Origin of the sequence: Streptomyces vastus, from assembly GCF_039532825.1 — a bacterium.
In the GTDB taxonomy this organism is placed as follows: Bacteria; Actinomycetota; Actinomycetes; order Streptomycetales; family Streptomycetaceae; genus Streptomyces; species Streptomyces vastus.
Window position 1 is genome coordinate 43,522 of sequence record NZ_BAAASJ010000020.1, and the last position, 18,822, is coordinate 62,343.

The following is an 18,822-nucleotide window of genomic DNA, read 5'->3' on the forward strand; positions in this document are numbered from 1 at the left end:
CGGAGAATGATCGAGGCAGTCGGCCTGACTAAGCGCTATGGCGCGAAGACGGCCGTGTACAACCTTTCCTTCCAGGTGAGGCCAGGTGCCGTCACCGGCTTTCTCGGGCCCAACGGCTCGGGCAAGTCGACCACGATGCGGATGATCCTCGGCCTGGACAACCCCACCGCGGGGCAGGTGACGATCGGCGGCTATCCCTACCGGAGGCTGCCCAACGCCCCCCGCCAAGTCGGCGCGCTGCTCGACGCCAAGGCCGTGCACGGCGGCCGGCACGCGCGTAACCACCTGCTGTGCCTGGCGCAGCTGTCCGGTATCCCGGCCCGCCGCGTGGACGAGGTGCTCGGTGTCGTGGGCCTCCAGGACGTGGCGAAGAAGCGCTCCAAGGGCTTCTCGCTCGGCATGGGCCAGCGCCTCGGGATCGCCGCCGCCCTGCTCGGCGACCCTCAGGTGCTGCTCTTCGACGAGCCGGTCAACGGCCTCGACCCCGAAGGCATCCTGTGGGTGCGCAACCTCATGAAATCCCTTGCGGCAGAAGGCCGTACGGTCTTCGTGTCCTCGCACCTGATGAGCGAGATGGCGCTGACCGCCGACCAGCTCATCGTGATCGGCCGAGGCCAGTTGCTCGCCGACATGAGCATCAAGGAGTTCATCTCCGCCAACTCCGCGGACTTCGCACGCGTACGGACGCCCCATGCCGAGCCGCAGCAGCGCGAGAAGCTGACGGCGGCGCTGACCGAGGCGGGCGGCCAGGTGATGCCCGAGCAGGACGGTGCGCTGCGGGTGACCGGCCTGCCGCTGCCCCGCATCAGCGACCTCGCGCACGACGCCGACGTACGCCTGTGGGAGCTCTCGCCGCACCAGGCCTCGCTGGAGGAGGCGTACATGCGGATGACGCAGGGCGCCGTCGACTACCGCTCGACCACTGACGAGCGCGCGGGCCTCCAGCAGCAGCTGCCGCCGGGCGCCATGCCGCCGCCAGTGCAGATGCCGGTGCCCGGTCAGGGCCAGCCGGGCTGGTACGCCCCGCCGCCGCCCCAGCAGGGCGGCCAGCCGTTCGCGATGCCGCAGGGACAGCCCGCGGGCCCGTACGGGGCGCCGGCCGCGCCCGGCGGCCCCGGCGAGCCCAATCCGTACGCCCAGGCCGCTCCCGCGCAGCCCGCCGCTCCTGACATGACCAAGCCCGAGGACGCCCGATGAGTACGCCCCAGCCGCAGATGCAGCAGCAGGCCGCGCCCGACTGGCAGCCGGCGCCCGGCCCTTCGTACACCTCGCCGATTCCCATCACACGTACGCACCTGGGGCACGCGATCGCCTCGGAGTGGACGAAGATCAAGTCTGTCCGCTCGACGATATGGACCCTGGGCGTCTTCGTCCTCCTGGTGATAGGTCTCGGCCTGCTCTTCGCCATCATCGCCGCCTCCGCGGACATGAACCTGGAGGGCGAGTCCCCGCTGAACCTCGGCCTGTTCGGGGTGATGCTCGGCAGCGTCTGCATCATCACGCTCGGCGTGCTGACCACCGCCTCCGAGTACGGCACGGGGATGATCCGGACCACGATGACCGCGTGCCCGAGCCGCGGCCGGGTGCTGGCCGCGAAGGCGATCGTGTTCTTCGTGCTCGCCTTCACGGTCACCCTCGTGGCCACCGCGCTCGTCGCCTTCCTTCAGGTGGCGATCCTCAGTGACAACAACGCCGCGGACCCGACCGGTGGGGAGTGGTTCAAAGCGACGGTCGGCGTCAGCCTCTTCCTCGCGCTGTTCGGGCTGCTGTCCCTGCTGATGGGTTCGCTGATCCGGCACTCGGCGGGCGGGATCACCATCATGCTCGGCGTGTTCCTCGCACCGCTGGTCATCGCGATCTTCATGTTCGCGGAGGCGCTGAGGGACGTGCAGGAGTTCCTCCTGAACTACTCGATCCCGAGCCAGCTCGGTGTCTTCTACAGCGCGGAGCTCGGCTCTGCCGGCCCGTCCGGCTGGGACCCGCTGTGGATCATGCTGGGCCTGACGGCCGTCGCGTTCGCCGGTACCTACCTCCTGCTGGAGAAGCGCGACGTGTGAGTCGTATCGGCAAATGGCCCGAGGGGCCCAACGTGCCCAAGGTGCCTTAGAAACGTGGCGCGTTACGGGACCGCTGCACCCGAGTGGTGCGGCGGTCCTTCGCGTTCCAGCAGGCCTTGTGCCAGTGGCGGCGGTCGTCCACGCCCGCGTGCTCCGGCCAGGCCACCACGTGCGGGACCGCCGAAGGGATCAACTGCGCGCAGCCCGGGCAGCGGTAGGTCTTGCCCTCGGCACTCGCGCCCGCCACGTGGCGTACGCTCCACGCCTCACCCTGCCAGCTCTCCGAGGTCTGCCAGCCGCCGTAGCGGCTGGACCGGTCGCTCTGGTCCGCGGGCGCGCTGGGCGCGCCCTTGGGACGATTGCGGCGCGGGGACACAGGACACCTCACGGGCTATACAGGGAGCACGGGCCGCATCCAGCCTACGCGGCGCAGCCATGGGTAGACGTACCACAAGGCCCCCACAGACTCCGGCGTGACCGGCTCTTTCCTCCGGCGCGACCGGCCCATTCTGCAGACAATCCGCCAATCTCCCCGCCAAGCCGTGTCTTTGGCACGTGTCAGACGGTTATGCGAGTGGGGGAGCCGCCTCGGCGCCAAGGAGGACAGGAGTGCGATGCGCATAGGAAGTTTTGTACTGGCGGCCCAGTTCCCGGGACAGGGCCAGGGGGAGGCACTGCACCGCGCGGTGCGGTCGGCGGAGGTCGCCGATGAGGCGGGGCTGGACGCGGTCTGGCTGGCCGAGCACCACTTCGTGCCGTACGGGACGTGTCCGTCGGCCGTCACGCTCGCCGCGCTGCTGCTCGGCCGCACCCGCCGTATCCGCGTCGGCACGGCGGTCAGCGTGCTGCCCAACGCGCACCCCGTGGCGCTCGGCGAGCAGGCCGCGCTGCTGCATGTGACGTCCGGCGGACGCTTCATGCTCGGCGTGGGGCGCGGTGGCCCATGGGTCGATCTGGAGGTCTTCGGATCGGGTCTCGAGGCGTATGAGAAGGGGTTCCCGGAATCACTCGATCTGCTGGTGCGCTGGCTGCGCGAACCCTCCGTCTCGAGTGCGGGCGAGCGCTTCAGCTTCCGTGAAGTCCCGGTCGTACCAAGGCCGTCGGAGGACCTGACGGGCGCCGAGGGTCCGGAGGTCGTCGTCGCCTGCACATCCCCGGCGAGCGTCCGGCTGGCCGCTGAGCGTGGTCTGTCGATGCTGCTGGGGATGCATGTCGGCGACGAGGAGAAGGCGGAGATGGTCGCGCTGTGGCGTACGCACGCCAGGGCTGCGGGCCGCTCCCCCGAGGAGATCGCGGGCGCGGCCCATGTCTCGGCCGGCATCGCGCAGATCGCGGACCGCCGAGCCGACGCGGTCGAGACGCTCGTCAAGGCGATGCCGGGCTGGCTGAAGCAGGGTCTTGAGGCCCATGTGACGGTGGACGGCCGCGCCCGCGCGATGCGGGACCCGCTGGCGTACACCGAACTGCTCTGCGGTCTGCACCCGGTGGGCACACCCCGGCTGTGCGCCGACCGGCTGGCGGCGACCTCGGAGCGTACGGGCATCACCCGCTTCGCGCTCCTGGTGGAGGGCTCGGGTGACCTGGCGGCGACGGAGGAGAACGTACGGCGGCTGGGGGCGGAGGTGCTGCCACGGCTGCGGTGAGCGGCGGCTGCTGGTGTGCCCCGGTCGCCGGCATCGGCGTCGGCGGCCGCTCTCAACGCGCCCGCCTCGCGGGGAGCTTGCCGCCCCGTGCAATTGCACCTCCCGCGTACGGGGCGGCAAAGCCTGCGGCATCGCTGCCTCAGCAGTCCCGGAACTCCGGTGACTGGTTCAGCAGTTGACTGCGCACCGAGGTGAAGCGGGCCAGCGTGTCATCAACCGACGCGTCCAGCGGGAACACCGCCACCCGATGGCAGTTCTGGAAGGCCAGCCGCACTCCGAAGTGCCGCTGCAGAGCGCCGCGTATCGCGTCACTCGCGAGCGCTCGCAGCAACTGGCCCCGTGCCTGCTCGTCCGGCGGCGGCGTCTGGTTGTCGGCGAAGTTTCCGCCGTCCACCTTCAGTTGGGCCACCAGGGAGCTGATCATCTCCCATGCGTAAGGCAGGGAAGTCCGGACGCAGTCGACGAATTCCGCTTCGTCGACCTCGCCTCGCTCGGCCTGTTCGAGTAGGGCCGGTGAGACGTCCAGCGACATGGGTTCTCCTCTCGCACCCCCTCCCGACAGAGGGGGTTGACGGACAGGGAGGGAGACCACGAGAACGGACACGCCGACAACGGACACGCTGCGTACGCGCACCGCGACCTCCCGTTCATACGGTAGGCAACTGTTCTTGATCGCACCAGGACATGTGGAACACAGCACGGCACCAATGCGCACACAACCGGCCACTTTCGAACAGCATGTGCCACAGGCAAGAGGCGTTGACGATGGGCGAATCGCGTCCAGCACCACCCGTCGAGTAGCGTTGCGGACCATGCGTCTCGTCATTGCCCGCTGCTCCGTCGACTACGCCGGCCGGCTCACCGCTCATCTCCCGTCGGCACCCCGCCTGGTCCTGGTGAAGGCGGACGGCAGCGTCTCGATCCATGCGGACGACCGGGCCTACAAGCCCCTCAACTGGATGTCTCCGCCTTGCACGTTGAAAGAGGGGTCCGGGGACGACAAGGGCGTCTGGACCGTCACCAACAAGGCGGGTGAGAAGCTCATCATCACGATGGAGGAGGTCCTCCACGACTCCTCGCACGAACTGGGCGTGGACCCAGGCCTGATCAAGGATGGCGTGGAAGCGCACCTCCAGGAACTGCTCGCCGACCGCATCGAGACCCTCGGCGAGGGCTATTCGCTGATCCGCCGCGAGTACATGACGGCCATCGGCCCGGTCGACATCCTGTGCCGGGACGCCGAGGGACAGACCGTCGCCGTGGAAATCAAGCGACGCGGCGAAATCGACGGCGTGGAGCAACTCACGCGCTATCTGGAGCTGTTGAACCGCGACCCGCATCTCGCACCGGTACGCGGCATCTTCGCGGCCCAGGAGATCAAGCCGCAGGCCCGCGTCCTCGCGACCGACCGCGGCATCGGCTGCACGGTCCTCGACTACGACGCGCTGCGGGGCATCGAGGACGACAAGCTGCGGCTGTTCTGACAGGAGCAGGGTTACGACGGCAGAGGGCCGGGTCCGCTCGAAGCGGGCCCGGCCCTCTGCCGTGACGTACAACTGCCGTGGCGTACGCGGCTGTCAGATCACCGTCGTCAGATCACCGTCGGCTCGTCGCCGTCCGCCGGAGTGCTCGCGGTGGTCTCGGCCGGGGTGGACGCCGGTGTGCTGGGCACTTCCGGCGCCGGGCCGCTGGCCGAGCTGGAGTTGGCCGGCGGCGTGGGGTCGTCCGGCGGGTCGACGGTGGGCGGATCGGTCGGGTCGTCGGTCGGCGGATCCGTCGGATCGTCGGTCGGCGGACGGGTCGGATCGTCGGTCGGCGGACGAGTCGGATCATCGGTGGGCGGACGAGTCGGGTCGTCGGCCGGCGGCTTGCTCGTGGGCGGCTTCGTCGGGGACTTGGTCGGGTCGGTCGGATCCTTCGTCCCGGTCGGGTCGTCGTCCGACGGCTCCTTGCTCGGTGTCGGCGTCGGATCGTCCGCGGTCCCCACGATCCCGTCCTCACCCGGGTCCGGCTCCGTCGGACGGCTCGTGGAGTCGGAGGCGTCCGAGTCGTCCTTCACGGGCTGGTCCGCGCCGAGCCCGCCGCCGTTCTCGCCCGGAATGGCCGACGGGTTGACGCCGACCCTCTCCGAGGGGGCATTGTCGTCGGGGTTCGAGGTCGCGCCGAGCGTCACCACCGTGCCCAGCACGGCGACGAGGAGCGCGCCCGCGCTCGCGGCCACCAGATTGCGCCGGGTGCCGTGCACCAGCCGCTTGACGCCGCTGGGCCTGTGCGACGCCGGAGGTCCGGTCCGGCGCGTGACCACCGTCGCGAGCTGAGGCGGGGTGGGCGGCGCCACCGACGCGAACGTGGCCGGTACGCCACCGGGGGGCGACGCCGACTCCTCGTACTGCGCGTCGGACACCTCTTCGCCGGCGGTCGCTCCGAACCCTGCCGCCGGCGTGCCACCGGTGCGGTCGTCGACGAGCGCGAGGGCGCGGCGGCCGGCGACGGTACCGCGCTTGTCCGCGACGGCGCCGCGCAGCCCGATGGAGGTCTCCAGCTCGGCACGCGCCCGGTCGTACTGTCCGCCACAGAGCGCGAGTATCCCCAACTCATGGTGGAAGTAGGCCTGTTCGGAGACATCACCGACGACCCTGGCCACCTCGGCGCCGGCCCGCAGCGTGCGCTCCCAGGAACCCCAGTCCAGGCCCCCGGCGAACGCGGGCGCGACCGCGCGGGCCAGCTGTACGGCGACGCTCTCCTCCTCGCCCTCCACCGGCGGCTCGGCGATCGACACGAGGGCGGTGAGCGCCGCGAGCACGGCGTCCGCCTCGGCGGCGACGCGCTCCGGGGTGACCGAAGGATGTCCGGCCCACCAGGCGTAGTGCTGGGCGGCGGTATGCGCCCGGTCCTCCGCGTCGGAGGCGTACCCGACGGTCACCAGCTGGGTGTGGACGCCCGCCGCGAGCCGGTAGTGCGAGCCGACCGGCGTGACGAGCGCGCAGCCGACCAGCTCGGCGAGCGCGGCGTCCGCGTGCGTGTTCCCGACCAGCGCGGGCAGATGCGCCTGGTGCGGCACCTCGCCGCCCAGCGCGACGGCGATCCGCAGCGTGGCCCGCGCCGAGTCGCTGAGCCGGGAGGCGAGCAACGCGGCGGGCGCGGCGCCGTCGGCGAGCGAGGGCAGCGGTACGTCCTGGAGGTCCTCGGCGTCGAAGGGCGCGTCCACGGGCGCGTCCTCGTAGTAGCCGAACTCGTCGAAGGCGTTCGGGTCGGCGCGAAGCTGGTCGCGCTGCCGCAGCAGGGCTCCGGCCTGCACGAAGCGCAGCGGCAGTCCCTCGGACTCGAACCAGAGGTCGCCCGCCCAGTTCGCCTCGTCCTCGGTCAGTACGCGGCCCACGGCACGCTCGATCAGTTCGAGCCCGCCGGCCCGGCCGAGGCCGCCGAGGAACACCTCTTCGAGGAGTGAGTCGGCGGACGGTGCGGCGACCTCGGGCGTCGCGGAGATCAGGAAGGCGCACTCGGGCGTCGCGTCGAGCAGCTCGTCGAGCGAACCGCCGCCGAACTCGATGTCGTCGAGGACGACGACCGCGCCGATCTCCCGGACGAGCGCGAGGAGTTCGTCCGGTTTCGGCCGGTACAGCGATGCGCTGTAGACGGCCGCGAAGAGGTCGTGCAGCAGATCGGCCACCGTGCGGCGGTAGCCGCTGAGGCGTACGACGCCGTCGGGCGCGAGGTCCGCGCAGTCGTCGGCGACGGCGTCCAGGAGCGCCGTACGGCCCGCTCCCGACGGGCCGGTGAGCCGTACGGAGCGCCCGCGCGCCAGCAGGCGTACGAGCCGCTCACGCTCCTCCTCGCGTTCCAGGAGCGGCATCCTGGGCAGCGACGGCCCCGGTGGTACGGGCGGCCGCGCGGCACGCGCCAGCTCGGCGCGCTCGGCGGGTGTGAACTTCACCGGTCTGTCCGGCCGCTCGCCAGGCGGGCAGAGCTCTATCTCGCTGCCGTCGACGGGATTGACGGTGAGCAGGAAGTCGCCGGACACCAGCTGTACGGTGCGCGCCAGTGCCGGTGGCTGGCCGTTGCCCGGGCCCAGGGCCTGGGTGAGCGGATCGCGCGGCGGGCGCTGTCGAGGCGTCCTGGCGTCGTCGTCACGGCCGTACTCGTCGGGTCCTCGGTTGTTCGTCGTGTCCATAGGTCCAAGCCCCCCAAAAGCGTTGTGTGCCGAGCCCCCCGGCCTGTTGCACACTGCGCTGTCGCTTCTGGTCCGGTGCCCGCTCACGGGTTTGTGAGGTTAGCGGGCAGCCGAACCCTAAACCTCCGCACAGTATCTACGAACAGACGGGGTACAACGCCGTCCTCGACGTCACAGCTTCATGAGGATTGTGTTTGCTGTGCTTTTCATGCAGGAGACGGCGGTCCGGTTCCTTGAGAAAGCCGGTTCTTGAGTGAGCGGCGGTACGTTCCTTCGGGAGGCGACGGTCCGGCTCTCACACCCGGGGCAGCGACTCGACTCCGATGCCGCCCTCGATCGCCAGGATCCGGTGCAGCCGGGTCGCCACCAACAGGCGTTGCATCTGCGGCGGAACGCCGCGCAGCACAAGCCTCCGGCCACACCTCCCCGCCCGCCGGTGGGCCCCCATGATGACACCGAGTCCGGTGGCGTCCCAGGAGTCCAGCTCTGACAGGTCGAGCACCAGGTCGCCGGCTCCGTCGTCGACGGCCGAGTGCAGGACCGTACGGGCGTCCGCCGCGCTGACGACGTCGAGGCGGCCCCCGACGGCCAGCTCGGCGTGGTCGCCCCTGATGTGCATATGCGCTCCCCGAGAGTGCGTTTCGTGTTCAGCGTCTTTCGTGCTCTTCCGTGTCCTGTGTTTGTGCCAGGACTGACTGCCGTACCGGGGCAGAAGTTGCCGTCTGTAAGCGAACCGATACCGAAACCACCCCGAAGGGTGATCGCTGTACCGGAACGACAGAAGGTCAGTAGGTGTAAAAGCCCTGCCCGCTCTTGCGCCCGATGTCACCGGCGTCGACCATCCGGCGCATCAGTTCCGGAGGCGCGAACTTCTCGTCCTGCGTCTCCGTGTAGATGTTGCTCGTGGCGTGCAGCAGGATGTCCACGCCCGTCAGGTCGGCGGTGGCCAGAGGCCCCATCGCATGACCGAAGCCCAGCTTGCAGGCGACGTCGATGTCCTCGGCGCTGGCCACGCCCGACTCGTACAGCTTCGCCGCCTCGACTACGAGCGCCGAGATGAGCCGCGTAGTGACAAAGCCGGCCACGTCGCGGTTGACGACGATGCAGGTCTTGCCGACCGACTCCGCGAACTCCCGTGCGGCGGCGAGCGTTTCGTCACTCGTCTTGTAACCCCGCACCAGCTCGCACAGCTGCATCATCGGGACCGGCGAGAAGAAGTGGACGCCGACGACCCGCTCCGGGCGCTCGGTGGCCGCCGCGATCTTGGTGATCGGGATGGCGGAGGTGTTGGACGCGAGGACGGCCTCGTCCCTCACCAGCTTGTCGAGCGAACGGAAGATCTCGTGCTTGACGTCCAGCTTCTCGAACACGGCCTCGACGACGATGTCGGCGTCCGCGACCGCGTCGAGGTCGGTGGTGGTGGTGATGCGCCCCAAGGCCTCTTCGGCCGCGCCGGCGTCCAGCTTCCCCTTGCTCACGAACTTCTCGTACGAGGCCTTGATGCCGTCCGTGCCACGGGTCAGCGCCTCATCGGTGACATCCCGTAGGACGACGTCCCAGCCGGCCTGTGCGGACACCTGGGCAATACCGGAACCCATGAGTCCGGCTCCGATGACGGCAAGCTTCCGTGCCACAGTCCGACTCCCCTAACCCGCTTAACACGCTGCTTATATCTGCCTCTCCGGCGGACCTTAGCGCTCGTGAAGGGCCGTGTGACTGGTTAGTAATGCGCGTCACGTCTCATAGGACGGACATCACACCGGCAGGGGTCATTCAGGTGCTCGTACGGCGTAGTTGAGGACCTTCTCGCTCAAAAGGTCCTCCATGTCGTCCAGGAGGGCGAGGGCTTCGCGGGACACGTCGGCGGGCGCCCGGCCCGCGACCATCTCACGGCCGATCATGGCCATGAGTGTGGACTGGACCCAGCTGATCTGCCCGGCCACCAGAGTGGGCAGCGGGTCGCCGGGGGGCGCGTCCGTCTCCTCCCTGAGGGCCTGTCCGAGGTGCTCCAACGCCTCTTGCTGAACGAGCCACAGCCGGGCCTTGAGCGCGTCCGCCTCATGGATGACGCGAAGGAAGTCGCCGTAGCCCTCCATGAGACCCACCTTGGGCGAGACGGCCTCGACCTCCTCGCGCAGTTCGCGCAGTACGGCGGCGGCGGCCGACTCGCCCTCGTCCCGGGCCCGTACGTACCGCGAGAGCCGGCCGACGATGCCCTTGCTGCGGTCGAGGAAGAGGTCCTCCTTGGCCGGGAAGTAGTTGTACACGGTGTTGACGGAGACGTCGGCGGCGTCGGCGACTTCGGCGATGGTCACCGTCACGAAGCCCCGCTCGACGAACAGCCTGGTGGCGATGTCCGAGATGTGCTGCCGGGTCTGCCGCTTCTTCCGCTCCCTGAGCCCCTCCGTCATGGCCCCATCGTAGCTTTGCTGCGGTTGGCGCAAACTTGGGGTCACAATAATTTTGGTGACGTTGCAAAAATTCAGTGGCTCTGTTTTTCTTGGCGCATGGCAATCATCAGTACGGCCGGGCTGGCCCGGACCTTCCACACGAAACAGGGCCCGGTAGAGGCGGTGCGGGGCATTGACGTCACCGTCCAGCCGGGCGAGATCGTCGGCCTTCTCGGACCCAACGGCGCGGGCAAGACCACCACGCTCCGGATGCTCACCACGCTGCTCGCGCCCACCGGGGGCGCAGCCACGGTCGCCGGTTGCGACCTGCTCCGCGAACCCGGCCGCGTACGCGAGAAGATCGGCTATGTCGCCCAGTCCGGAGGTGTCGACCCGACCGTCTCCGTACACGAGGAACTGGTCACCCAGGGACGCCTGTACCGCCTGACGAAGGCTCAGGCGATCACTCGCGCCGAGGAGTTGGCCCGGGATTTGGACCTGACCGAGTTCCTGGACCGCAAGTGCGCGGCGCTCTCCGGCGGCCAGCGGCGTCGGCTTGACATCGCGATGGGCCTGATGCACCGGCCCGAGGTGCTCTTCCTCGACGAACCGACGACCGGCCTCGATCCCGGCAGCCGCGCCGATCTGTGGGACCTGGTGCGGCGGCTGCGCGACGAGTACGGCACGACGGTCTTCCTGACCACGCACTACCTCGACGAGGCGGACGCGCTCGCCGACCGCCTGGTGATCGTCGACAAGGGAACGGTGGCGGCCGAGGGCACGCCGAGCGAGCTGAAGCTCAAGTACGGCGGCTCGATCGACGCGACGCTCCAGGACACGTTCCTCGCCATCACCGGCCGCAGCGCCCCGCCCCAGGACACCACCCCCGTCGCCGTCTAGTCGCCCTACAGGAGTCATCCTTGCTCGCCCACGACACCGCGCTGGTCTTCGGCCGCTATGCCCGCCAGACCCTGCGCTCCAGGTTCCAGATGCTTTTCGGCATCCTCATGCCGCTGCTCTACCTGCTCTTCTTCGGACCGCTGCTCACCGACCTGCCCCTGGGCTCGCAAGGCTCGTCATGGCAGGTGCTGGTCCCCGGGCTGTTGCTTCAACTCGGCCTGTTCGGCGCTTCCTTCAGCGGATTCTCGATCATCATCGAGAAGCAGACCGGAGTGATCGAGCGGATGCGGGTGACCCCGGTCAGCCGACTGGCCCTGCTGCTCGGACGGGTACTGCGCGACGCCCTGCTCTTCGTCTTCCAGTCCGTGCTGCTGGTGGTCACGGCGCTGGCGACGGGCCTGCGCGCACCGCTCGTCGGCGTCCTCATCGGCTTCGGCTTCGTGGCGCTGCTCTCCGTGTCGCTCGCCGCGCTCTCGTGCGCGTTCGCGATGACGGTGCGGACCCCGCAGGAGTTCGGTCCTGCCGTCAACGCGATCGCGATGCCGTCCATGCTGCTGTCCGGTCTGATGCTGCCGATGGCCCTGGCGCCCGGCTGGCTGGACGTGCTCTCGCGCTTCATGCCGGTGCGCTATCTGGTCGACGCGATGCGGGAGGCATACGTCGGCTCGTACGCGACCTCCACGATGCTGTACGGCGTGATCGTGGCCCTCGGCCTCGCGGGGATCGCCGTGACAGTGGGCACACGAGTGTTCCGGAAGGCCGGAGCGTAACTACGCTGGTCACATGGTCAATCTGACGCGCATCTACACCAGGACCGGCGACCAGGGCACCACCGCCCTCGGCGACATGAGCCGGGTCGCCAAGACCGATCCACGGATCGCGGCGTACGCCGACACCAACGAGGCGAACGCGGTGATCGGTACGGCGATCGCTCTCGGAGGGCTGGACGAGGAGATCGTCAAGGTCCTCACGCGTGTGCAGAACGATCTCTTCGACGTGGGCGCCGATCTGTCGACACCGGTCGTCGAGAAGCCGGAGTTCCCGCCCCTGCGCGTCGAGCAGTTCTACATCGACAAGCTGGAGGCGGACTGCGACCGGTTCAACGAGCGGTTGGAGAAGCTCCGATCCTTCATCCTCCCCGGCGGCACGCCCGGCGCGGCACTGCTGCACCAGGCGTGCACGGTCGTGCGGCGGGCGGAACGGTCGACGTGGGCGGCGCTGGAGGTCCACGGTGAGGTGATGAATCCGCTCACGGCGACCTATCTGAACCGGCTGTCGGACCTACTGTTCATCCTTGCGCGAACGGCGAACAAGGAAGTCGGGGACGTGCTCTGGGTCCCTGGTGGGGAGCGCTGACTTCTCCCCGTACAGGTCCTTCTCCCCGTAGCCGTACGGCGCCTTCTTCGGCCACACCGTGTAGCCGAGCGGGATGAGCAGGTTGATGCCGATCACGAACAGCATCCTCGACTGCCAGGTGCGCAGCGACTCGGTCTCGCCGCCGGAGCCGACGTACCAGATCGCTGCCTGGAGCAGTGCCAGCGCAACGACCGCGGCAACTATCCAGCGCGCCGCGACCTTCCACTCATGCACGGCGCGAGCTACCCCGTACTTCGGCGGCTTCACCGGCGGCGGGCCGCCCGCGAAGCGGTGGGCGACATGGGCGTCGGCCCACTTGATCGTGGAGTGGCCGAGGCCCACGGTGAAGCCGATGTAGACGGCGGCGAGGCCGTGCTTCCAGTCGGGCTCCGCGCCGTTCTTGAGGTCGATCGCGGTGACGGTGAACAGCACGACTTCGAGGAGCGGCTCGCACAGCAGCAGGGCGAGGCCGGTCCGCGGCATCTTGAGCAGATAGCGCGCGGCCAGCCCCGCGGCCAGCAGCACCCAGAAGGCGACTTCACAGACGACGATGAGTGTGACGATCACGGCTCGCTCCTCTCGGTCACCGTTCCAGGCTCCCGGCGGCAGCGGCCCGGATCGTCGTCGCCAGTGACGAAACGGCACTGCATCCTTCGATGTAGCCACCGACCGTTCCTCAGGATCAGGCACCGGGCGCGTACGCCGTGTTGGATGGATTCATGGCCGTACGACTCCCCCGCCCGCACCGCGACGACGTGCGCATCGCGACGGGCGGGCTGCTCGGAGGGCTCCTGATCTGGATCATCGGCCTCTTCCCTCGCCCGCCGGGCGACGACGGCATCGTCCTGTGGTCCCCGGAGTGGGCGGCGCTGCTGCCGCTCACCGTGATGGCCGGCTGCGAGCTGCTGCGCCGGACCATGCCGCGTACGGGCCTGCTCATCGGCATCCTGATGCTGACCGCCGACACGATCACGCGGGGCAACGTGGTCACCGTCGTACTGTTCACCGACCTCGTCTACGCGGCCGTCCTGTACGGCACCCCCGCCTCCGCCCGCCGCATCCCCTGGATCAGCGGCCTGCTCACGGTGCTCGCCGCGGTGGTGCCCCTCGCGATCTGGCGGAGGCCGGAAGCCATCCTGATCGGCGTGGCCGTCGGCATTGTGGGGGTCGCCCCCGCCTCCACCGGCTGGGTCGTCCGCAACCACCGCGACGCCGCCGAAGCCGCCCGCCTGCGCGCCGAGCAGACCGCCCTGCTCGCCGAGATCGACCGCACCCAGGCCGTCGCCGCCGAACGCGCCCGGATGGCAAGGGAGTTGCACGACATGGTCGCCAACCACCTGTCCGCGATCGCCATCCACTCCACGGCCGCACTCTCCCTCGACGACGCGGACACGACGAAGCAGGCCCTCGGCGTCATCCGGGAGAACAGCGTCGAGGGCCTGGCGGAGATGCGGCGGCTCATCGGGATCCTGCGGGACTCCAGTGGCGACACCGAGCCATCGGCCGCCCCCACCCTCGACGGACTCGGCGCACTCGTCGACACCGCCCGCACCAACGGCCTCGACGTCACGCTCGACAGCACGCACATGAAGCTCCCCGCGCCGGTCGAGCTCGCCGCGTACCGGATCGTCCAGGAGTCCCTGACCAACGCCCTCAAGCACGCCTCCCCCGGCCGGGTCACCGTGACACTCGCCCAGCAGGACGGCACCCTGAGCCTGCGGGTGACCAGCCGGTACGGGGACCGCGACAGCCCGAGCGCCCCCGGCTCGGGCGCCGGTCTGGTCGGCATGCAGGAGCGAGTCGCGCTGCTGGGCGGCACCTTCGAGGCCGGGCCCGAAAGCGCACCCGACTCCCGCGACTCACGCGGCGGCAAGATCTGGACCGTACATGCCACCCTGCCGACCACCCTGGGAGGAACCGAATGATCCGCGTGCTCGTCGCCGAGGACCAGTCCGCCGTACGAGCCGGGCTGGTCCTCATTCTGCGCAGCGCGCCCGACATCGACGTGGTCGGCGAGGCCGCGGACGGCGAGCAGGCGGTCGCGCTGGCACGTGAACTCCGGCCCGATCTGGTGCTGATGGACATCCAGATGCCCCGCCTCGACGGCGTCTCGGCCACCCGTCAGGTCGTCGACGAGCACCTCTGCGACGTGCTCGTGCTGACCACCTTCGACCTCGACGAGTACGTCTTCGGCGCCTTGCGGGCCGGTGCCTCCGGGTTCCTGCTCAAGAACACGGACGCGAAGGAACTGCTCGCGGCGGTGCGGACGGTGGCACGCGGCGAGGGGCTGATCGCGCCCGCGGTGACCCGGCGGCTGATCTCCGAGTTCGCGGCCAAGCCGGTACGGAAGCCGGGGCCGGACCCATCGGTCCTGGACGCCCTCACCCGCCGTGAGCGCGAGGTGCTGTCGTGTCTGGGCGACGGGCTGTCCAACGCCGACATCGCGGACCGGCTGGCGATGGCCGAGGCGACCGTGAAGACCCACGTCAGCAGGCTCCTCGGCAAGCTCGAACTGCGCAGCCGGGTCCAGGCCGCCGTGCTGGCGCAGGAGTTGGGCGTCTGACTCTGGGGCCGGGCACCCGGGGGCGGCGTACCTGAGTAGGCGCTGGTCCAGACCTATTGACCAATGGTCCAGACCTTTCTATTCTCGCGGCACTGCGCTCACGCATGCACCAACAACCTCAAGGAGGCGCAGCATGCGCTTCAGACACAGAGCCGTGGCAGGGTTCGCCACCCTGCTGCTGCCGCTCGCCGGGCTGGTCGGCCTCGCGAGCCCCGCCCAGCCCGCGACCACCACGTCCGCCACCTCCGCCTCGGAGGGCGTGGTCGCTCCGGGTCCCAGCGCCGAGGTCAAACTCGGTTACTTCATCGAGTGGGGCATCTACGGCCGCAACTACAACGTCAAGAACCTGGTGACCTCCGGCTCCGCCGAGAAGGTCACCCACATCAACTACGCCTTCGGAAACGTCGTCGACGGCAAGTGCGCGATCGGCGACTCGTGGGCCGACTACGAGAAGCCGTTCACCGCCGACCAGTCGGTCAACGGCCTGGACGACACCGCGGATCAGCCGCTGAAGGGCAACTTCAACCAGCTGCGCCAGCTGAAGGCCAAGTACCCGGACATCAAGATCCTCTGGTCCTTCGGCGGCTGGACCTGGTCCGGCGGCTTCACGGAAGCGGCCAAGAACCCGGCGGCCTTCGCCCAGTCCTGCTACGACCTGGTCGAGGACCCGCGCTGGGCCGATGTCTTCGACGGCATCGACCTGGACTGGGAGTACCCGAACTCCTGCGGTCTGACCTGCGACACCAGCGGCGCCACGGCCATCAAGGACATGATGAAGGCCATGCGCGCCGAGTTCGGCTCGCAGAACCTGGTCACCGCGGCCGTCACCGCCGACGCCTCCGACGGCGGCAAGATCGAAGCGGCCGAGTACGCAGGCGCCGCGAAGTACCTCAACTGGTACAACGTGATGACGTACGACTTCTTCGGCGCCTGGGCCGCGAACGGCCCGACCGCACCGCACTCCCCACTCACCTCGTACAAGGGCATCCCGGCGCAGGGCTTCAACTCGGCCGCCGCGATCGCCAAGTACAAGGAAGCGGGCGTGCCCGCGAACAAGCTGCTGCTCGGCATCGGCTTCTACGGCCGCGGCTGGACCGGCGTCACGCAGGACGCCCCGGGCGGCACGGCCACCGGCCCCGCGGCGGGAACCTGGGAGGCGGGCTTCGAGGACTACAAGGTCCTCGAGGCGTCCTGCCCGGCCACCGGCACGATCGCCGGAACGGCATACGCGCACTGCGGCAGCGACTGGTGGTCCTACGACACCCCGGCGACGATCCTCGGGAAGATGGCCTGGGCCAAGAAGCAGGGCCTGGGCGGCGCGTTCTTCTGGGAGTTCAGCGGTGACACCAGCAACGGCGAGCTGGTGAAGGCCATCGACAGCGGCCTCAGGTAGTCGCTGGGCCACGGTGACGATCCCCCCGGACTTCTCCCGGGGGGATCCTCACCCAACGAGTAAATGTGGCCTTTCAGGCCACATTTACTCGTCCAGGGGGACCTCACGTGCGGTTCGCGAACTCGCGGCGCATCAGATAGCGGGCGCGGCGAGTCGCGTGTACGTCAAGCCGTTGCTGGTGCCGGCGGGCGTGGTCACCGTGACGGAGACCGGCCCGGCGGTGTCTGCCGGAGCGACGGTGGTGATCTGCGTCGGGGAGACCACGGTGAACGACGCGGGGACCTCGTCGAACTGGACACTGGTGGTGGTCGCGAGATTGTCGCCGGTCAGCGTGACCACCGTAGCGGTGTGCGCCGGTCCCTGGTCGGGCTCAAGGGAGACCAGCACGGGGGCGTCGAGAAAGACGTAGCCGAGGGAGCTGCTGGTGCCGCCGAGTGTGGTCACCGTGACCTCCACCACACCGGAGGCATGGCTCGGGGTCACCGCGGTGATCTGCGTGGCGGAGTCGACGGTGAAGGAGGTCGCCGGCACCCCGTCGAAGCGCACCGCCGTCGCACCGAGGAGGTCGGTGCCGGTGAGCGTGACCGTGGTGCCGCCCGCCGTGGGTCCGGAGGGAGGGACGAGGTCGGTCAGTGAGGGCAACGCGGCGTAGTAGAAGTACGTGTTGGGATCGTTGGGGTTGCTGGTGCCGCCGGGTGTGGTCACCGTGACCGCCGCTGCGCCGGCCACGTGAGCGGGGGACACCGCTGTGATCTGCGTACTGCTGTCGACGGTGAAGGAGGTCGCCGGCACCCCGTCGAACTCCACCGCCGTCACATCGGAGAAGTTCGCACCCGTCAACACCACCGTCGTCCCCCCGGAGACCGGGCCCTGATTCGGCGACAGGCTGGTGACCGAAGGAGCGGCGATGGAGGTGAAGGCGAAGGTGAGCGCGTTGCTGGTGCCGGAAGAGTTGGTCACCCTGACCTCCGCAGGCCCGGCTGCATGGGCAGGAGTCACCGCGGTGATCTGACTGCTGCTGTCGACAGTGAACGAGGCCGCCGGCACCCCACCGAAATCCACCGCCGTCACACCGGAGAGGTCCGCACCCGTCAACACCACCGTCGTCCCCCCTGACACCGAACCCTCAGCCGGCGACAGGCCCGAGAGAGAAGGAGCCGCGAGATAGGTGAAGGGCACGAACTGGGTGCTCGTGCCCCCGCTGGTAGTGACGGTGACGTTCACGGTACCGGTGCCTGAGGGTGTCCGCGCCGTGATCTTGGTGGTGCTGCTGGTGAACGCCGGGGACGACTTGGACCCGAACCGGACACTTGTCACTCCCGTAAATCCGGTTCCGGTCACGGTGACGGTGGTACCACCCGAGGCCGGCCCCTGGTTGGGACTGACTGAAGAGACCACAGGGGGAGGCATGGCTGTACTCCTTCACGCAGGACTGGGGGATCGAAGACGCGCGCGGCCACGTCAGTGGCGTGACTGTGAGATGGCGTGACTGCGAGGTCGAGCCCGTCCGGGCGGAGGGGGGACTGCCGCCCGGACGGGGTTCATGGCCTCCCTGTCGCGGAGGCGATCTGACCGGTCAGATACCGGGGCCTGCGACGTACGTGAAGGCGCCGACCTCAGTGTCCGACCCCGCAGGGTTGGTCACGACCACGTCGACCGGTCCCGCGGTGCCGGGCGGAGTGACCGCGGACAGCGTGGTCGCGTTGATCACCGAGAACGGTGCCGCGGTGCCGCCGAAGGTGACCGAGTCCGTGCTGTCCAGGTTGGTGCCGGTGATGGTGACCGCCGTTCCGCCCGAGGCCGGACCCGAGGTCGGGCTGATGGTCCCGATATCGGGGATGTCGACGTAGGTGTAGCTGAGGCCGTTGTTTGTGCCGCCCGCGGTGGTGACGCTCACCGCAACCGGCCCGGCCGCCGCGCCCGCGGGCACCGCGACGCTGAGCGAGCTGTCACTGTTCACGGTCGGGGTGGCGGTGACCCCGCCGAAGGAGACGCTGGTGGCCGTCGACAGGCCGGTGCCGTTGATGGTGATGGTGTTGCCGCCGGCCAGCGGCCCGGAGGTGGTGCCCAGGGACGACTTGAACGGGGCACCGACGTAGAAGAACGACAGCGGGTTGCTGGTCCCGCCCGGGGTGGTCACTGTGACGCCGACCGTGCCGGTCCCCGAGGGGGAGACGGCGGTGACCTCGGTCGGGGAGACGTTGGTGACGCTCGTGGCAGGTTTGCTGCCAAACGTAACCGCGCTGGTGTCGGACAGGTTCGTGCCCGTGATGGTCACCGGGGTCCCGCCCCCGGTGGAACCCTGATTCGGAGAGATTGGCATGAGGACACTCCTCGCTCGTTGATGGG

Annotated in this window: 18 protein-coding genes and 1 pseudogene; 10 read left to right on the forward strand and 9 right to left on the reverse strand. The window is 69.4% G+C overall.

All coding sequences use genetic code 11. The features are described from left to right. Nucleotides 1–6 precede the first annotated feature (6 nt). Nucleotides 7–1,197, forward strand: a complete 1,191-nt coding sequence (locus tag ABD357_RS08380; protein WP_344388684.1) for an ABC transporter ATP-binding protein — start codon at nucleotides 7–9, stop codon at nucleotides 1,195–1,197. Then, a complete protein-coding gene (locus ABD357_RS08385; RefSeq protein WP_344388686.1) occupies nucleotides 1,194–2,057 on the forward strand; it encodes an ABC transporter permease subunit in 864 nt (287 codons plus the stop codon). Before ABD357_RS08380 ends, ABD357_RS08385 begins: the two co-directional genes overlap by 4 nt. A gap of 46 nt (nucleotides 2,058–2,103) precedes the next feature. On the opposite strand, the gene ABD357_RS08390 is transcribed toward ABD357_RS08385, so the two are convergent. Continuing rightward, entirely contained in the window at nucleotides 2,104–2,433 is a 330-nt protein-coding gene (locus ABD357_RS08390) for an ATP/GTP-binding protein (RefSeq protein ID WP_344388818.1), read from the reverse strand. Nucleotides 2,434–2,671: 238 nt separating this feature from the next. On the opposite strand from ABD357_RS08390, the gene ABD357_RS08395 reads away from it, so the two are divergent. Continuing rightward, nucleotides 2,672–3,700: an LLM class flavin-dependent oxidoreductase gene (locus ABD357_RS08395; RefSeq protein WP_344388687.1), complete on the forward strand. Its 1,029-nt coding sequence runs from the start codon at nucleotides 2,672–2,674 to the stop codon at nucleotides 3,698–3,700. Between the two features lie 139 nt (nucleotides 3,701–3,839). On the opposite strand, the gene ABD357_RS08400 is transcribed toward ABD357_RS08395, so the two are convergent. Further along, nucleotides 3,840–4,232, reverse strand: a complete 393-nt coding sequence (locus ABD357_RS08400) for an SCO5389 family protein (RefSeq protein ID WP_165340641.1) — start codon at nucleotides 4,230–4,232, stop codon at nucleotides 3,840–3,842. A gap of 280 nt (nucleotides 4,233–4,512) precedes the next feature. On the opposite strand from ABD357_RS08400, the gene nucS reads away from it, so the two are divergent. Beyond that, a complete protein-coding gene (gene nucS / locus ABD357_RS08405) occupies nucleotides 4,513–5,184 on the forward strand; it encodes an endonuclease NucS (RefSeq protein ID WP_344388689.1) in 672 nt (223 codons plus the stop codon). Between the two features lie 107 nt (nucleotides 5,185–5,291). Here nucS and ABD357_RS08410 read toward each other — a convergent pair whose 3' ends face one another. The 4 genes from ABD357_RS08410 to ABD357_RS08425 form a co-directional block, all read right to left on the reverse strand. Then, on the reverse strand, nucleotides 5,292–7,871 hold the full coding sequence (locus ABD357_RS08410) for an ATP-binding protein (RefSeq protein WP_344388690.1): 2,580 nt from the start codon (nucleotides 7,869–7,871) through the stop codon (nucleotides 5,292–5,294). A gap of 295 nt (nucleotides 7,872–8,166) precedes the next feature. Further along, nucleotides 8,167–8,490, reverse strand: coding sequence for an STAS domain-containing protein (locus tag ABD357_RS08415; protein WP_165340644.1), 324 nt, complete (start codon nucleotides 8,488–8,490; stop codon nucleotides 8,167–8,169). Nucleotides 8,491–8,656: 166 nt separating this feature from the next. After that, on the reverse strand, nucleotides 8,657–9,505 hold the full coding sequence (locus tag ABD357_RS08420; protein WP_344388691.1) for a 3-hydroxyacyl-CoA dehydrogenase family protein: 849 nt from the start codon (nucleotides 9,503–9,505) through the stop codon (nucleotides 8,657–8,659). Between the two features lie 135 nt (nucleotides 9,506–9,640). Next, nucleotides 9,641–10,282 carry a TetR/AcrR family transcriptional regulator gene (locus ABD357_RS08425; protein WP_344388692.1) on the reverse strand — a complete coding sequence of 214 codons (642 nt, stop codon included), beginning with the start codon at nucleotides 10,280–10,282 and terminating at the stop codon, nucleotides 9,641–9,643. A 96-nt stretch (nucleotides 10,283–10,378) separates the two neighbouring features. Between ABD357_RS08425 and ABD357_RS08430 the strand changes: the two genes are divergently transcribed. Genes ABD357_RS08430 through ABD357_RS08440 form a run of 3 tightly spaced genes read left to right on the forward strand, consistent with a single transcriptional unit; the run spans nucleotide 10,379 to nucleotide 12,517 of the window. Next, nucleotides 10,379–11,161 (forward strand): ABC transporter ATP-binding protein, encoded by a 783-nt coding sequence (locus ABD357_RS08430; RefSeq protein ID WP_344388693.1) that lies wholly within the window; start codon nucleotides 10,379–10,381, stop codon nucleotides 11,159–11,161. Between the two features lie 20 nt (nucleotides 11,162–11,181). Continuing rightward, entirely contained in the window at nucleotides 11,182–11,931 is a 750-nt protein-coding gene (locus ABD357_RS08435) for an ABC transporter permease (protein WP_344388694.1), read from the forward strand. A 13-nt stretch (nucleotides 11,932–11,944) separates the two neighbouring features. Then, on the forward strand, nucleotides 11,945–12,517 hold the full coding sequence (locus ABD357_RS08440) for a cob(I)yrinic acid a,c-diamide adenosyltransferase (RefSeq protein WP_344388695.1): 573 nt from the start codon (nucleotides 11,945–11,947) through the stop codon (nucleotides 12,515–12,517). On the opposite strand, the gene ABD357_RS08445 is transcribed toward ABD357_RS08440, so the two are convergent. Next, the gene (locus tag ABD357_RS08445; RefSeq protein WP_344388697.1) at nucleotides 12,443–13,084 is read right to left on the reverse strand and encodes a hypothetical protein; all 642 of its coding nucleotides are present in this window, start codon (nucleotides 13,082–13,084) and stop codon (nucleotides 12,443–12,445) included. The genes ABD357_RS08440 and ABD357_RS08445 overlap by 75 nt on opposite strands. Before the next feature lie 152 nt (nucleotides 13,085–13,236). Between ABD357_RS08445 and ABD357_RS08450 the strand changes: the two genes are divergently transcribed. The 3 genes and pseudogenes from ABD357_RS08450 to ABD357_RS08460 all read left to right on the forward strand — a co-directional run. Then, a complete protein-coding gene (locus tag ABD357_RS08450; protein ID WP_344388699.1) occupies nucleotides 13,237–14,442 on the forward strand; it encodes a sensor histidine kinase in 1,206 nt (401 codons plus the stop codon). Then, a complete protein-coding gene (locus tag ABD357_RS08455; RefSeq protein ID WP_344388701.1) occupies nucleotides 14,439–15,080 on the forward strand; it encodes a response regulator in 642 nt (213 codons plus the stop codon). Before ABD357_RS08450 ends, ABD357_RS08455 begins: the two co-directional genes overlap by 4 nt. 283 nt (nucleotides 15,081–15,363) lie before the next feature. Beyond that, nucleotides 15,364–16,473 (forward strand): annotated as a pseudogene (locus tag ABD357_RS08460) (glycoside hydrolase family 18 protein); the annotation flags it as partial. 132 nt (nucleotides 16,474–16,605) lie between these two features. Here the strand turns inward: ABD357_RS08460 and ABD357_RS08465 are convergent. Both ABD357_RS08465 and ABD357_RS08470 read right to left on the reverse strand, forming a co-directional pair. Further along, complete coding sequence (locus tag ABD357_RS08465; protein WP_344388702.1) at nucleotides 16,606–17,883, reverse strand: IPT/TIG domain-containing protein; 1,278 nt, start codon at nucleotides 17,881–17,883, stop codon at nucleotides 16,606–16,608. 166 nt (nucleotides 17,884–18,049) lie between these two features. After that, the gene (locus ABD357_RS08470; protein ID WP_344388703.1) at nucleotides 18,050–18,796 is read right to left on the reverse strand and encodes an IPT/TIG domain-containing protein; all 747 of its coding nucleotides are present in this window, start codon (nucleotides 18,794–18,796) and stop codon (nucleotides 18,050–18,052) included. Nucleotides 18,797–18,822 lie beyond the last annotated feature (26 nt).